Origin of the sequence: Pseudomonas sp. ICMP 460, from assembly GCF_002723595.1 — a bacterium.
Lineage (GTDB): Bacteria > Pseudomonadota > Gammaproteobacteria > Pseudomonadales > Pseudomonadaceae > Aquipseudomonas > Aquipseudomonas kitaguniensis.
Map to the genome: position 1 here is coordinate 24,151 of NZ_LKBR01000022.1, position 15,373 is coordinate 39,523.

The 15,373-nt window shown below is 61.6% G+C and carries 16 protein-coding genes; all 16 read left to right on the plus strand.

Annotated features, from left to right (window positions below; translation table 11 throughout):
* Positions 1-6: 6 nt before the first annotated feature.
* The 16 genes from AO240_RS16110 to ureC all read left to right on the plus strand — a co-directional run bounded on the left by AO240_RS16110 (position 7) and on the right by ureC (position 15,264).
* Complete coding sequence (locus AO240_RS16110; protein WP_099237363.1) at positions 7-408, plus strand: DUF2946 domain-containing protein; 402 nt, start codon at positions 7-9, stop codon at positions 406-408.
* Positions 409-501: 93 nt separating this feature from the next.
* Positions 502-1,986 (plus strand): PepSY domain-containing protein, encoded by a 1,485-nt coding sequence (locus AO240_RS16115; RefSeq protein ID WP_256585966.1) that lies wholly within the window; start codon positions 502-504, stop codon positions 1,984-1,986.
* Between the two features lie 208 nt (positions 1,987-2,194).
* Complete coding sequence (locus AO240_RS16120) at positions 2,195-2,983, plus strand: ABC transporter ATP-binding protein (protein WP_099237365.1); 789 nt, start codon at positions 2,195-2,197, stop codon at positions 2,981-2,983.
* Positions 2,980-3,927 carry an ABC transporter substrate-binding protein gene (locus tag AO240_RS16125; RefSeq protein ID WP_099237367.1) on the plus strand — a complete coding sequence of 316 codons (948 nt, stop codon included), beginning with the start codon at positions 2,980-2,982 and terminating at the stop codon, positions 3,925-3,927. Before AO240_RS16120 ends, AO240_RS16125 begins: the two co-directional genes overlap by 4 nt.
* Positions 3,924-4,934: an iron ABC transporter permease gene (locus AO240_RS16130; protein ID WP_099237369.1), complete on the plus strand. Its 1,011-nt coding sequence runs from the start codon at positions 3,924-3,926 to the stop codon at positions 4,932-4,934. Before AO240_RS16125 ends, AO240_RS16130 begins: the two co-directional genes overlap by 4 nt.
* Positions 4,935-5,175: 241 nt before the next feature.
* Positions 5,176-6,441: an urea ABC transporter substrate-binding protein gene (urtA, locus tag AO240_RS16135; protein ID WP_058414494.1), complete on the plus strand. Its 1,266-nt coding sequence runs from the start codon at positions 5,176-5,178 to the stop codon at positions 6,439-6,441.
* Between the two features lie 138 nt (positions 6,442-6,579).
* Complete coding sequence (gene urtB, locus AO240_RS16140) at positions 6,580-8,082, plus strand: urea ABC transporter permease subunit UrtB (RefSeq protein ID WP_099237371.1); 1,503 nt, start codon at positions 6,580-6,582, stop codon at positions 8,080-8,082.
* The gene (gene urtC / locus AO240_RS16145) at positions 8,082-9,161 is read left to right on the plus strand and encodes an urea ABC transporter permease subunit UrtC (RefSeq protein ID WP_099237373.1); all 1,080 of its coding nucleotides are present in this window, start codon (positions 8,082-8,084) and stop codon (positions 9,159-9,161) included. The genes urtB and urtC overlap by 1 nt, the downstream gene beginning before the upstream one ends.
* Positions 9,158-10,006 (plus strand): urea ABC transporter ATP-binding protein UrtD, encoded by an 849-nt coding sequence (urtD, locus tag AO240_RS16150; RefSeq protein WP_099237375.1) that lies wholly within the window; start codon positions 9,158-9,160, stop codon positions 10,004-10,006. The genes urtC and urtD overlap by 4 nt, the downstream gene beginning before the upstream one ends.
* A 119-nt stretch (positions 10,007-10,125) precedes the next feature.
* The gene (urtE, locus tag AO240_RS16155) at positions 10,126-10,824 is read left to right on the plus strand and encodes an urea ABC transporter ATP-binding subunit UrtE (protein WP_099237377.1); all 699 of its coding nucleotides are present in this window, start codon (positions 10,126-10,128) and stop codon (positions 10,822-10,824) included.
* Positions 10,825-10,855: 31 nt separating this feature from the next.
* Positions 10,856-11,695, plus strand: a complete 840-nt coding sequence (locus tag AO240_RS16160) for an urease accessory protein UreD (protein ID WP_058414489.1) — start codon at positions 10,856-10,858, stop codon at positions 11,693-11,695.
* A gap of 85 nt (positions 11,696-11,780) precedes the next feature.
* Positions 11,781-12,083 carry an urease subunit gamma gene (gene ureA / locus AO240_RS16165; RefSeq protein ID WP_003171437.1) on the plus strand — a complete coding sequence of 101 codons (303 nt, stop codon included), beginning with the start codon at positions 11,781-11,783 and terminating at the stop codon, positions 12,081-12,083.
* Positions 12,084-12,092: 9 nt separating this feature from the next.
* On the plus strand, positions 12,093-12,605 hold the full coding sequence (locus AO240_RS16170) for a GNAT family N-acetyltransferase (protein WP_058414488.1): 513 nt from the start codon (positions 12,093-12,095) through the stop codon (positions 12,603-12,605).
* A 5-nt stretch (positions 12,606-12,610) separates the two neighbouring features.
* A complete protein-coding gene (locus tag AO240_RS16175) occupies positions 12,611-13,144 on the plus strand; it encodes a GNAT family N-acetyltransferase (protein ID WP_058414487.1) in 534 nt (177 codons plus the stop codon).
* Complete coding sequence (locus AO240_RS16180; RefSeq protein WP_058414486.1) at positions 13,141-13,446, plus strand: urease subunit beta; 306 nt, start codon at positions 13,141-13,143, stop codon at positions 13,444-13,446. Before AO240_RS16175 ends, AO240_RS16180 begins: the two co-directional genes overlap by 4 nt.
* A gap of 117 nt (positions 13,447-13,563) precedes the next feature.
* Complete coding sequence (gene ureC / locus AO240_RS16185; RefSeq protein WP_099237379.1) at positions 13,564-15,264, plus strand: urease subunit alpha; 1,701 nt, start codon at positions 13,564-13,566, stop codon at positions 15,262-15,264.
* Positions 15,265-15,373: the final 109 nt, after the last annotated feature.

Genomic DNA, 15,373 nt, shown 5'->3' on the forward strand with positions numbered 1-15,373 from the left:
CACCCGATGGGCGCCCCTCGCGCCAGGTTGTCTCCACACCAGCGCCGGATGCGCGGCAGTTGGATCAGCCTGTTCGCCATGCTGATGATCTTTATCGGTCCGCTGATTTCCCAAGCGATGCCGATGGATCACCACGCCGCTATGCCGATGGAAATGTCCATGGACATGCCGGGCAGTCACGGCGATGCCCATCACCCTAAAGCCCCCGACGAACATCACGCGCTGTGGGCCAAGTGCGGTTATTGCGACCTGCTGTTCAGTTGCCCGGCGCTGCCTGGCAGTGTGTCGTACCTGACGCTTGGCACTGTGCCAGCGGCCAGCGCCCTCACCCCGGCCGTCCGCCTGGGCCATGCCCGGCAGAGCATCTTCCCCGGCGCCCGCAGCCGCGCGCCACCCATCACTGCGTAAGCACTGCATAACGTTACTTCACCCAGGCCGACTTTAAACAGACAGCCGCAGGCTGCTGGCCGTGTTGTTTACGATTGATGGATGGAATTTGTCATGTCCAGGTTTTCTGCTGACACCCGCGCTGATCACACTCCCGAACGCCCCGCGCCAACCGGCACCGGCGATAAAAAGCATCGGCAGCAAGCGCCCTCCCACAAGGGCACTCAAACAGTTTCTTTCTACAACCTGGCTTGGCGTTGGCACTTTTACGCCGGGCTGTTTGTGGCGCCGTTTATGGTGCTGCTGGCCTTGACCGGCATCATCTACCTGTTCAAACCGCAGCTCGACCCGCTGATGTACGGCGACTTGCTCAAGGTGCAACCCGCCGCGCAGGTGTTGAGTGCCGACGAACAATTGCAACGCGCGCAGGCGGCCTTCCCCCAAGGCACGATCAGCAAATACCTGCCGCCTGCCGATGCCACCCGCAGCGCGCAATTTGTGATGCATGACGGCGGGCGCGAAGTCACGGTATTTGTCGACCCGTATCGCGGCAGAGTGCTCGGCGAGCAGGACGCCAAATACAACCTGCAAGCCATCGCCCGCGCGCTCCACGGCGAGCTGATGATCGGAACGCTCGGCGACCGCCTGGTGGAACTCGCCGCCGGCTGGGGCGTGATGCTGGTGGTGTCTGGCGTGTACCTGTGGTGGCCACGCGGCAAGTCGTCGGCCGGGGTGTTGTGGCCTCGCTTTAACACACGTGGCCGGGTGTTCTGGCGTGACATGCATGCGGTCGCAGGCTTTTGGGGCGCGGCGTTTTTGCTGGTGATGCTGCTCAGCGGCATGACCTGGACCGGCTTCTGGGGCAAGCAATACGCCGACTTGTGGAATCGCTTCCCGGCGGCCATGTGGAACAACGTGCCGCAGTCCGACCAGCAAGCGCGCAGCCTCAATACCGCGAGCCAACAGACAGTGCCGTGGGCGATGGAGAACACGCCAATGCCGATGTCCGGCGACCACGCCGAACACATGAACCACGGCGCGATGCAGGCAGGCCCCGCCGCGCCGACGGTGCGCCTGCAACAGGTGGTCGATATGGCCAACTCACGCAAGGTCGAGCCCGGCTACAGCATCACCTTCCCGACCACCGCCACCGGCGTGTTCACCGTCGCGGTATTTGCCGACGACCCGCGCAACGACGCCACGCTGCACATCGATCAGTACACCGGCAAGGTGCTCGCCGATGTGCGCTGGGCGCACTACAACACGCTGGCACGCGCCACCGAAACCGGCGTGATGCTGCATGAAGGCAAGATGTTCGGCTGGGTCAACCAACTGATCGTGCTGGTGATTTGCCTGATGATTCTGCTCAGTGCGGTGAGCGGTGTGGTGATCTGGTGGAAGCGCCGGCCAGCCGGTGGGCTGGGCGTTCCACCGTTGCGCCATGACCTGCCGAAGTGGAAAACCGCGATGCTGATCATGCTCGCGCTGGCGATCATTTTTCCGCTGGTGGGCGCCTCGTTGATCGTGGTGTGGGCGCTGGATCGTCTGGTGTTGGCGCGGTTTTTTCGCCCACGTGAATCTGCTTCAGGTTCTGCGTGAAACAGGCGAGACACCTGAAACAGCGCCCTTGTGTAGCCTTGTGCGACCTGTGTGCCGCAGCCAATAAGTGTTAACTTATAACACTTTCTGCGCTATCGTTGCTCGCCGCGCCCTGCGGCGAGTAGCCCTTCGACGAAAACTGATAGGCCGATAAACAAGGCGCTTGCTTGCTCGCACAGTTTGATTTGCGCTGACCTTGAGAACATTGATGACGTCACTCGCTATAACCGGCTTGGCCTGGACCCCACCGGGTCACGACCACTGCAGCCATCATTTCCAACTACGTGACGCCAGCTTACAGGTCGGTGCGGGGGAGTTTGTCGGGCTGATCGGCCCCAATGGCAGCGGCAAGACCAGCCTGTTGCGCTGTGCTTACCGGTTCAGCAAACCGCAACACGGCGAGGTGCTGCTCGCGCATCAGAACGTGTGGAAACACAGCGCCAAGTGGTGCGCGCAACGCATCGCGGTGGTGCTGCAGGAATTCCCCGATGCCTTCGGTTTGCGTGTGGATGAAGTGGTCGCCATGGGCCGCACGCCGCACAAAGGCTTGTTCGACGGCGACACGCTGCACGACCAGCAATTGGTGCGCAGCGTGTTGACGTCGGTGGGCATGCAGGACTTCGAAGACCATGCGTTTGCCACGCTGTCGGGCGGTGAAAAACAGCGGGTAATTCTCGCCCGCGCCCTGGCGCAGCAACCGCAACTGCTGATCCTGGATGAGCCGACCAACCACCTCGACCCGCGCTATCAGCTGGAGCTTCTGAAGCTGGTTAAACGTTTGAACATCGGCACGCTGGCGAGCATCCACGACCTCAACCTGGCCGCCGCCTTCTGTGATCGCCTGTACGTGATCAACCACGGGCGCATCGTCGCCAGCGGCACGCCCCACGACGTGCTGACCGTCGAGTTGCTGCGCGACGTGTTTGGCGTCGACGCCCTGATCGACACTCACCCCTTGTCCGGCTACCCCCGAATCACTTGGATAACCCAACCATGAACCTGCGCGCCCTGCTCTCTCTCGCCCTGCTGTTCGGCACTGCCCATGCCTTCGCCGCGGCGACCGATTACCCGGTGACCATCAAAAGCTGCAACCGCGACGTGACCTTTCAGGAAGCGCCGAAGCACGCGGTCAGCCACGACATCAACATGACGCAGATGATGCTCGCACTCGGCCTCAAATCGCACATGGCCGGTTACAGCGGCGTCACCGGCTGGAAGTCGGTCACGCCGGAAATGGCCGCGATCCTCGACGGCCTGCCGGAGCTGGCGAGCAAGTACCCGTCGGTGGAAACCCTGCTGAATGCCAACGTCGATTTCTTCTTCGCCGGCTGGGACTACGGCATGCGCGTGGGCGGTGACCTCACGCCGCAAACCCTGCAACCCTTGGGGATCAACGTGTATGAGCTGACCGAGTCGTGCGCGTTTGTGATGAAGCGCCCGGCCGCCACGCTGGACGACACCTATAACGACCTGCGCAACCTGGGCAAGATTTTCGATGTGCAAGACCGCGCCGCTGCCTTGATCGCGCAGATGCAGGCGCAGGTTGCCGAGGTGCAAAAACACCTGCCTGCCAGCAAACCGCGCGTGTTCCTGTATGACAGCGGTGAAGACCGCGCCATGACGTCCGGCCGCCTGGGCATGCCGCACGCGCTGATCGCCGCCGCCGGTGGGCGCAATATTCTCGATGACGTCGACGCCAGCTGGACCCGCGTCAACTGGGAGACCGTGGTGGAGCGTAACCCGCAGGTGATCGTGATCGTCGACTACAGCGAAACCACCGCCGAGCAAAAACAACAGTTCCTGCTCAATAACCCGGCCCTGCAGTCGGTGGACGCGATCAAGAACCAGCGTTTTATCGTGATCCCCTACGTGCAGGCAACGCCGGGTATCGACAACGTGTTGGCGGTTGAAACCCTGGCCAAAGGCTTTCACGGCGAATGATCACGGGTCGCTACAGGCTGTTGCTGATTGCGCTGGGCGCGTTGCTGCTGGTCTCGTGCGTGATCTCGCTGGGGTTCGGCTCGGCGCGGGTGCCGGTGGAGGTGGTGTGGCAAATTTTGCTGAACAAGGCGTTCGGTATCGGTGCCGTCAACTGGAGCGCGGGGCAGGAACATATTGTGTGGCTGATCCGCGTGCCGCGCATGCTGCTGGGTGCGCTGGTGGGCGCCGGGCTGGCGTTGATCGGTGCAGTGTTGCAGGCGGTGACGCGTAACCCGCTGGCCGACCCGCACCTGTTGGGCGTGACCTCCGGCGCCACCCTCGGCGCGGTGATTGTGGTGCTGCATGTGGGGCAAATCATCGGTGTGCTGACCTTGCCGGTCGCCGCGTTTATCGGGGCCTTGTTGAGCATGCTGGTGGTGTTGGCGGTGGCCAGCCGTAATGGCCGCCTGGAGAGTGACCGGCTGTTGCTGTGCGGCGTGGCGGTGTCGTTCGTGATGATGGCGGTGGCCAACCTGCTGCTGTTTATGGGCGACCACCGCGCGGCGTCGGCGGTGATGTTCTGGATGCTTGGCGGCTTGGGCCTGGCGCGTTGGGAGCTGCTGGCGATCCCCGCCGCTACCGTGCTGCTGGGGCTGGTATTGCTGCTGTGCATGGCGCGGCCGTTGAATGCTTTGATGGCCGGCGAGCAGACCGCCGTGACCCTGGGCCTGAACGCGCGCAACGTGCGGCTGAAAGTGTTCCTGGTCGCGTCCTTGATGACCGGCGTGCTGGTGTCCATCAGCGGTTCCATCGGTTTTGTCGGCCTGATGGTGCCGCACATCGCCCGCCGTTTGGTCGGCGCCGAGCACCGCCGATTGCTGCCGGTGTGCGTACTGCTGGGCAGTGTGTTTCTGGTGTGGGTGGACGTTGCGACCCGCACCCTGATCGCCCCCGAAGACCTGCCGATTGGCGTGGCGACGGCAGCCATCGGCGGGCGGTTTTTTATCGGCTTGATGCGCAAACGCTGAGGTCAGCATTCAGCTGTTGCCGGCGCAGACCAAATCGCGCAATCGCACTGCCTGCCTATGCCTGCGCCCTCTTTAAGGGCCTGCCGTGCACTCGGTGGCGATTGCGGCGCCAAGTTGGTGCGCGCCACCGTCAACCTCTCCGCTCAGTTGCCCGTTAACCCGGTGTTAAGTGCCGCAGGCACAGCCTTTGCAAAGTCCTGCGTATCTGCCCACAAAAATATCGGTTTACGGAGATCGCACCATGCAGCGTCGTAGCTTGATCAAGGCTTTTACTTTGTCGGCATCCATTGTCGCCATGGGGTTGACCTGGACTGTGCAGGCCGCCGAGACCATCAAGGTCGGCATCCTGCATTCGTTGTCGGGGACCATGGCCATCTCCGAAACCTCGCTTAAAGACATGGCGTTGATGACCATCGACGAGATCAACGCCAAGGGCGGCGTCAACGGCAAAATGCTCGAACCGGTGGTCGTAGACCCCGCGTCGAACTGGCCGCTGTTTGCCGAAAAAGGCCGCCAGTTGCTGACCCAGGACAAAGTCGCCGTGGTGTTTGGTTGCTGGACCTCGGTGTCGCGTAAATCGGTGCTGCCGGTGTTCGAAGAACTCAACGGCCTGCTGTTCTACCCGGTGCAATACGAAGGCGAAGAGATGTCGCCTAACGTGTTCTATACCGGTGCGGCGCCGAACCAGCAGGCGATCCCTGCGGTGGAATACCTGATGAGCGAAGAAGGCGGCAGTGCCAAGCGTTTCTTCCTGTTGGGCACCGACTATGTGTACCCACGCACCACCAACAAGATTTTGCGTTCGTTCCTGCACGCCAAAGGCGTCGCGGATAAAGATATTGAAGAGGTCTACACCCCGTTCGGTCACGCCGATTACCAGACCATCGTCGCCAACATCAAAAAATTCTCCGCCGGCGGCAAAACCGCAGTGATCTCCACCGTGAATGGCGACTCCAACGTGCCGTTCTACAAAGAACTCGCCAACCAGGGCTTGAAGGCAACCGACGTGCCGGTAGTCGCGTTCTCGGTGGGTGAAGAGGAATTGCGCGGCATCGACACCAAGCCGCTGGTGGGCAACCTCGCCGCCTGGAACTACTTCCAGTCAGTCGAGAACCCGGTGAACAAGAAATTCGTCGCCGACTGGAAGGCCTATGCCAAGGCGCACAACCTGCCGGGCGCGGATAAAGCCGTGACCAACGACCCAATGGAAGCCACCTATGTGGGCATTCATATGTGGGCGCAGGCGGCGGAAAAAGCCAAGTCCACCGACGTCGACAAAGTGCGTGAAGCACTGGCCGGCCAGACCTTCGCCGCGCCGTCGGGCTTTACCCTGACCATGGATAAAACCAACCACCACCTGCACAAGCCGGTGATGATCGGCGAGATCCAGGCCGATGGGCAGTTCTCGGTGGTGTGGCAGACCAATGAGCCGATTCGGGCTCAGCCATGGAGCCCGTACATTCCTGGCAATGACAAGAAGCCGGATTACGCGGTGAAGAGCAACTAAGCCGCACCACAGATCAAATGTGGCAGCGGGCTTGCTCGCGAATGCGGTGCATCAGTCAAAGCATTTGGTACTGATCCACCGCATTCGCGAGCAAGCCCGCTCCCACAGTTTGACCGCGCATGATCAGGACACTTTTCTATGCCCACTGCCCTCCACCGCTTCATCCTCGCCGCGCTGCTGTTGCTGCCTTTAGCTGCACACGCCAGCGACGCTGAAGACTTTCTTGCCGCCAACCCGACGCAACAAGCCAAGCTGCTGCAGGACTGGGCCGCTCAGCCCGACCCGGCGCGCATCGAGTTGATCGACGCGCTGCAACAAGGCCAACTGACGGTCAACGGCGACACCAAAACCGTGCGCCTGAACAACCGCCTGCGCGGCCTGATCGACAATGTACAAGCCAGCCAGCAACTGCTCGCTGCAGACCCCAAGGTGCGCCTTGGCGCCGCGCAAACCCTGCAAAAAAGCGCACAGCCTGCGCAACTCAAATTCCTCGACCAGCGCGTTGCCGCCGAAACCAACGAGGACGTACACACCGCCCTCAGTTTGGCCCTGGCCAACCTGCAACTAGTTGACAGCGACCCGGCCGTGCGCCTGCAAGCCGTGCGTTTGTTGGGCGGCACCGGCGACCCGCTGGCGCGCACACGCCTTGAAGCGTTGCTCGCGCCGGGTGTCGAAACCGACGCCGCCGTGCACACCGCCGCCGAGACCAGCCTGGCCCAAGTCAAACGTAAATTGATGTTCGGCGAGATTCTTGGCCAAGCCTTCAGCGGCATGTCGCTCGGTTCAATCCTGCTGCTCGCCGCCTTGGGCCTGGCGATCACGTTCGGCCTGCTTGGCGTGATCAACATGGCCCACGGCGAGATGCTGATGCTCGGGGCCTATTCCACCTACGTCGTGCAATTAATGATGCAGCGCTATGTGCCCGGCGCCATTGAGTTCTACCCGCTGATTGCGCTGCCGGTGGCGTTTTTCGTCACCGCCGCCATCGGCATGGCGCTGGAACGCACGGTGATTCGTCACCTGTATGGCCGCCCTCTGGAAACCCTGCTGGCGACGTGGGGCATCAGCTTGATGCTGATCCAACTGGTACGCCTGGTGTTCGGCGCGCAGAACGTTGAAGTGGCGAACCCGGCGTGGCTGTCGGGCGGCATTCAAGTGCTGCCCAACCTGGTGCTGCCGTACAACCGCATCGTGATCATCGCGTTTGCGCTGTGCGTAGTGGTGCTGACCTGGCTGCTGCTGAACAAAACCCGTTTGGGCCTCAACGTGCGCGCGGTTACCCAGAACCGCAACATGGCCGCCTGCTGCGGCGTGCCGACCGGGCGCGTAGACATGCTCGCGTTTGGCCTCGGTTCCGGCATCGCCGGCCTTGGCGGCGTAGCGCTCAGCCAGATCGGCAACGTCGGCCCGGACCTCGGCCAGAGCTACATCATCGACTCGTTCCTGGTGGTGGTACTCGGCGGTGTCGGCCAGTTGGCCGGTAGCGTAATGGCCGCGTTTGGTTTGGGCATTGCCAACAAGATTCTCGAACCGCAGATCGGCGCCGTGCTCGGCAAGATCCTGATCCTCGCGCTGATCATTCTGTTTATTCAGAAGCGCCCGCAAGGACTCTTCGCACTGAAAGGACGGGTGATCGACTGATGAACCAGCCATTGATGCTTACGGCCACGCAAAAGGTCGGCCCCAAGGTGACGATAGCGCTCGGCGGGGTGATGTTGGCCCTGCTGTTGGCGCTGCCGTTGTGTTCACTGCTGTCGCCGGAAAACCCGCTGCACGTGTCGGCCTACACCTTGACGCTGGTGGGCAAAATTCTGTGCTACGCGATTGTCGCGCTGGCGCTGGACTTGGTATGGGGTTATGCCGGGATGTTGTCGCTCGGCCACGGTTTGTTTTTTGCCCTGGGCGGTTATGCGATGGGCATGTACCTGATGCGCCAGGCGTCCGGTGATGAACTGCCGGCGTTCATGACCTTTTTGTCGTGGACCGAATTGCCGTGGTACTGGGTGGGCACCCAGCACTTCCTCTGGGCCATGTGCCTGGTAGTGTTGGCGCCGGGTTTACTGGCGCTGGTATTCGGTTTTTTCGCCTTTCGCTCGCGGATCAAGGGCGTGTATTTCTCGATCATGACCCAGGCGCTGACCTTTGCCGGGATGCTGCTGTTTTTTCGCAACGAGACCGGGTTTGGCGGCAATAACGGCTTTACCAATTTCCGCAGTATTTTGGGTTTCGGGATTACCGAACCGGCCACGCGGGCGGTGCTGTTTGTGGCCACCGTGGTGCTGCTGGTGGCGAGCCTGTACACCGGCTGGCGCCTGGCGCAGAGCAAGTTCGGGCGGGTATTGACCGCACTGCGCGATGCCGAGAACCGCCTGATGTTCTGCGGCTATGACCCGCGTGGGTTCAAGTTGTTTGTGTGGGTGTTGAGCGCGGTGTTGTGTGGCTTGGCTGGCGCGTTGTATGTGCCGCAAGTGGGCATCATCAACCCCAGCGAGATGTCGCCGACCAACTCGATTGAAGCCGCCGTGTGGGTGGCCTTGGGCGGGCGCGGCACCTTGATCGGGCCGTTGCTCGGCGCGGGCGTGGTGAACGGCATGAAGAGCTGGTTCACCGTGGCCTTCCCGGAATACTGGCTGTTCTTTTTGGGCGCGCTGTTCATCCTCGTCACCTTGTATTTGCCCAAGGGTGTGATCGGCCTGTTGAAGAAACGGGGTGAACAATGAGAGTCACAGCGACGGCGGAATTTATGCTCGAACCCATTCTTGATGCGGGCAGCGGACGTGATGCGATCGGTATCGGCCAGGCCGCGGGCGTCGGCCTGAACACGCGCCACGGCACTATCCTGACCCTGGAAGACATCAGCGTCAGCTTCGATGGCTTCAAGGCGCTCAACGGCTTGAACCTGTACATCGGCGTCGGCGAATTGCGTTGCATCATCGGCCCCAACGGTGCGGGCAAGACCACGCTGATGGACGTGATCACCGGCAAGACCCGGCCGAGCCATGGCAAGGCCTGGTTTGGCGAAACGCTCGACCTGACCAGCATGAGCGAAGTGCAGATTGCTCAGGCGGGCATCGGGCGCAAGTTCCAGAAACCCACGGTGTTCGAAGCGCTCAGCGTGTTCGAGAACCTGGAACTGGCGCAAAAGGCCGACAAGTCGGTGTGGGCCAGCCTGCGCGCACGCCTCAGCGGCGAGCAGAAAGACCGCATCGATGAAGTGCTCGACACCATCCGCCTGACCGCCTCGGTGCAGCGCCCGGCCGGGCTGCTGTCGCATGGGCAAAAGCAGTTTCTGGAAATTGGCATGCTGTTGATGCAAGACCCGCAACTGTTGCTGCTGGATGAACCGGTGGCGGGCATGACCGACGCCGAAACCGAGTTTACCGCTGAACTGTTCAAACGCCTGGCGGGCAAGCATTCGTTGATGGTGGTAGAGCACGACATGGGTTTTGTCGGCTCGATTGCCGACCACGTGACCGTGTTGCACCAAGGCAGCGTGCTGGCCGAAGGGTCGCTGGAACAGGTGCAGGCCGACGAGCGCGTTATTGAAGTTTATTTGGGACGGTGACACATCGGCCAGCTTCGAGCTGCAAGCTTCAAGCGGCAAGTGAACGCTGAACCGTGTGCCGACCTGCTCTTACTTGCAGCTTGAAGCTTACTGCTCGAAGCCCAACTAACGGAGTTCCAATGCTACAAGTACAACAGCTGCACCAATACTACGGCGGTAGCCACATCCTGCGCGGGCTGTCTTTCGACGTAAAAGTCGGCGAAGTCACCTGCCTGCTCGGCCGTAACGGCGTGGGCAAGACCACCTTGCTCAAGTGCCTGATGGGCTTGCTGCCGGCCAAAGAAGGCGCGGTGAACTGGGAAGGCAAGACCATCACCGGCTTCAAACCACACCAGCGCGTGCACGCCGGTATCGCCTATGTGCCACAGGGCCGGGAAATTTTTGGCAGGCTGACGGTGGAAGAAAACCTGCTGATGGGCCTGTCGCGTTTCCCGGGCGCCGAAGCCAAGGAAGTGCCGGCATTTATCTATGAGTTGTTCCCGGTATTACTGCAAATGAAGCACCGGCGTGGCGGCGACTTGTCCGGCGGCCAGCAACAACAGTTGGCGATTGGTCGCGCATTGGCGAGCCGCCCGCGCCTGTTGATTCTGGATGAGCCGACCGAGGGCATTCAGCCGTCAGTGATCAAAGAGATCGGCGCGGTGATCAAAAAGCTCGCGGCGCGCGGCGACATGGCGATCCTGCTGGTGGAGCAGTTCTACGACTTCGCCGCCGAGCTGGCCGACCAGTATCTGGTGATGTCACGCGGCGAAATCGTCCAACAAGGCCGAGGTGAAAATATGGAAACTGAGGGTGTGCGCGGCTTGGTTACCATCTAATCTGTAGCGTCCTAACGATAAGCACTAAACCATGAACCTGCCCGTTTCCCCTGCCCTGTTCACGCCAAGCTGGCATGCCGAGCTGGAGCTCGGCTACGCGCGTTTTGGCGACACCACGCGCCCGGTAATGCGCCGCCACGTCGGCCCGCTGCGCGTGCAAAAGCACCTGTATGCCGAAGGCCCCGAGGTGTGCCAGCACATTATCGTGCACCCGCCCGGCGGGATTGCCGGCGGTGACCGCCTGGACATTCGCGCCACTGTCGGCGCCGGTGCCTGGGCACAATTGACCAGCCCCGGCGCGGCCAAGTGGTATCGCGCCAGCGGCCCGGCGTTTCAACAGCTCGACTTGAGCGTGGAAGCCGGCGCGACGCTGGAATGGCTGCCGCAGGAAACCATTGTGTTCAGCGCCGCCCAGGCCGAACTCACCACGCGCATTGACCTGCAAGGCGATGCGCGGCTGTTCTATTGGGACGTGGTCGCCCTCGGCCGCCCCGCCAGTGGCGAGCGTTTCGACCTCGGCCACTTTCAATCGCACCTGGATATTCGCCGCGACGGCCAGTTGCTCTGGCATGAACGCCAGCGCATTGTGGGCGCCGATGGCTTGCTCGACTCGCCCATCGGGCTGGACGGGCAACCGGTGTTTGCGACGTTGCTGCTGACTGGCGACATCGAACCTGAATTGCTTGAGGCCTGCCGCAGCCTGCCGCATGCGGTGCGCGGCGACCTGACCCAGTTGCCGGGTGTGTTGGTGGCGCGCTGCCTGGCCAGTGAAGCGCTGCACGCGCGGGGCTGGTTGATTGATCTATGGAAGTTGCTGCGCCCGGCGGTACTTGGGCGAGCGGCCGTCGCACCACGAATCTGGAGCACATGAAGATCACAAGGCGGAAGGCGCAAGCCGCCTCCCACCCTGGATCTCTGTTGTATTTAAGAATGTATGCCATGAAGGACCTTGAACCATGGATTTGACCCCACGGGAAAAAGACAAACTGTTGATCTTCACCGCAGGCTTAGTCGCCGAACGTCGCTTGGCGCGGGGTGTGAAGCTCAACTACCCGGAAACCATCGCCTACATTTCCGCCGCCTTGATGGAAGGCGCCCGCGATGGCCGCACGGTCGCCGACCTGATGCACTACGGCACCACGCTGCTCAGCCGCGAACAAGTGATGGAGGGCATCCCGGAAATGATCCCCGACATTCAGGTGGAGGCCACGTTTCCCGACGGCACCAAGCTGGTCACCGTCCACCAGCCTATCGCGTGAGGCCCGGCCATGATTCGTGATGCCACCTGGCAAGACTTGCCGGCGATTCTGCACATCTACAACGACGCGGTACTCAACACCACGGCGATCTGGAACGAACAACCGGTAGACCTGGCCAACCGTCAGGCCTGGTTCAGCGCGCGCCAGGCGCAGGCGTACCCGATTCTGGTTTCGGTGGAAAACGCTGAAGTCACCGGCTACGCCTCGTTCGGCGACTGGCGGCCCTTCGAGGGTTTCCGCTACAGCGTCGAACACTCGGTATATGTACGCAATGACCAGCGCGGCAAAGGCCTTGGCCCGCGCCTGATGCAAGCACTGATCGAACGTGCCCGCGCCTGCGGCAAGCATGTGATGGTCGCGGCCATCGAAAGCGGCAACCAGGCGTCTGTGCGCCTGCACGAGCGCCTGGGGTTCGTCACCACCGGGCAGATGCCGCACGTGGGCATCAAGTTCGGCCGCTGGCTGGACCTGACCTTTATGCAACTGACATTGAATCCGGGCGCCGAACCGCCCAAGGAGTGAGATCGATGAACACTGCTCAACTGCGTCGAGTGAATGCTGAAAGTTTTGCGCATTACCGCCAGGGCTTGATCGAGCTGCTGCTCGACGCGGTCAAGCATGGCGCCTCGGTGGGCTTCATGGATGACTTCGATGAGGCCCAGGCGCGTGCCTATCTGAGCGGTGTGCAGGCCAGTATTGAAGACGCGAGCCTGCTGCTGTGGGTGGTGGTGCGCGACGAAAAAGTGATCGCCAGCGTGCAATTGGCGCTGTGCCAGAAAGCCAATGGCCAGAACCGCGCCGAGGTGCAAAAACTGCTGGTGCACAGCAGCGCGCGCCGCCATGGTTTGGGGCAGCAATTGATGAGCACTCTGGAACTCGCCGCGCGCCAGCACAAGCGCGGCCTGTTGTACCTCGACACCGAGGCCGGTTCGGGTGCCGAAGCTTTTTACCAGTCGTTGCGCTACACCAAGATCGGTGAGTTGCCCGACTATTGCCAAAGCCCGGACGGGCGTTATACGCCGACCGCCATCTACTTCAAGACCTTGGGGCAACCTGCATGATTCCTGGCGAATATCAGATCCAGCCTGGCGACATCGAACTCAACGTGGGCCGGCGCACCGTCAGCTTGAGCGTGGCCAACAGCGGTGATCGGCCGATTCAGGTGGGCTCGCATTATCATTTTTTCGAGACCAATGACGCGCTGACCTTTGACCGCGCCGCGAGCCGTGGCATGCGCCTGAATATTCCGGCGGGCACGGCGGTGCGCTTTGAGCCCGGGCAGGCGAGGACTGTCGAGCTCGTCGACCTGAGCGGGGAACGCCGAGTGTTTGGGTTTACAGGAAAGGTCATGGGCGACTTGTAGGTCGACTTCAAGTTCCAAGCCTCAAGTTGCAAGAAAGAGCAGTTTGCGGCGCACATATTGGCTTTTACTTGAGGCTTGCAGCTTGAAGCTTGCAACTCATATGCGAGGAATTAGGCTATGAAAATCAGTCGTCAGGCATATGCCGACATGTACGGCCCCACCGTCGGTGACAAGGTCCGCCTGGCCGACACCGAGCTGTTCATCGAAGTCGAGCAGGACTTCACCGTTTACGGCGAAGAAGTCAAATTCGGCGGCGGCAAGGTGATCCGCGATGGCCAGGGCCAGAGCCAATTGCTCGCCCATGAGGTCGTGGACACGCTGATCACCAACGCGCTGATCATCGACCACTGGGGCATCGTCAAGGCTGACGTCGGCCTGAAGAACGGGCGCATTCACGCGATCGGCAAGGCCGGCAACCCGGACATTCAACCGGGCGTAACCATGGCGATCGGTGCCAGTACCGAAGTGATCGCCGGTGAAGGCATGATCCTCACCGCCGGCGGCATCGACAGCCATGTGCACTTCATCTGCCCGCAGCAGATCGAAGAAGCGCTGACCAGCGGCGTGACCACCATGATCGGCGGCGGCACGGGACCGGCCACCGGCACCAACGCCACCACCTGTACCTCGGGGCCGTGGCACCTGGCGCGCATGCTGCAAGCCAGTGATTCGTTCCCGATGAACATCGGTTTTACCGGCAAGGGCAACGCCAGTCTGCCCGAGCCGTTAATCGAACAGGTCAAGGCCGGCGCCATTGGTTTGAAGTTGCATGAAGACTGGGGCACCACCCCGGCCAGCATCGACAATTGCCTCAACGTGGCCGATCAGTACGATGTGCAGGTGGCGATCCACAGCGACACGCTCAACGAATCCGGCTTCGTCGAAACCACCCTCGCCGCGCTCAAGGGCCGCACCATTCACACCTACCACACCGAAGGTGCCGGTGGCGGCCACGCGCCGGACATCATCAAGGCTTGCGGTTTGCCGAACGTGTTGCCCAGCTCCACCAACCCGACCCGGCCGTTCACCCGCAACACCATCGACGAGCACCTGGACATGTTGATGGTCTGCCATCACCTGGACCCAAGCATCGCCGAAGACGTGGCGTTCGCCGAAAGCCGCATCCGCCGCGAAACCATCGCCGCTGAAGACATCCTGCACGACCTCGGCGCGTTCTCGATGATCAGCTCCGACAGCCAGGCCATGGGCCGCGTTGGCGAAGTGATTACGCGGACCTGGCAGACCGCCGACAAGATGAAAAAACAGCGCGGCGCGCTGTCCGGTGACGGCCCCGGCAACGACAACTTCCGCATCAAACGCTATATCGCCAAGTACACCATCAACCCGGCGATCACCCACGGCGTCAGCCACATTGTCGGCTCCATCGAGGTGGGTAAATGGGCTGATCTGGTGCTGTGGCGTCCGGCGTTTTTTGGGGTCAAGCCGACGTTGATTCTCAAAGGCGGTGCGATTGCCTCAAGCCTGATGGGCGACGCCAACGCGTCGATTCCCACGCCGCAGCCGGTGCATTACCGCCCGATGTTCGCAAGCTTCGGCAGCTCGTTGCACGCCACCAGCCTGACCTTTATCAGCCAGGCCGCGCAGGACGCCGGGTTGCCCGAAGCGTTGGGCTTGAAGAAGCAAATCGCGGTGGTTAAAGGCTGCCGCAACGTGCAGAAAACCGACCTGATCCACAACGACTACCTGCCGGATATCGAGGTGGACCCGCAGACCTATCAGGTCAAGGCCGACGGTGTGTTGCTATGGTGCGAACCGGCGGAAGTGCTGCCGATGGCCCAGCGCTACTTTTTGTTCTAGCCAAGCCGAAAGCAGCTAACGGTGGGAGCGGGCTTGCTCGCGATGCGGTGTGTCAGATAAGTAGCTTTCAACTGATACACCGCAATCGCGAGCAAGCCCGCTCCCACGC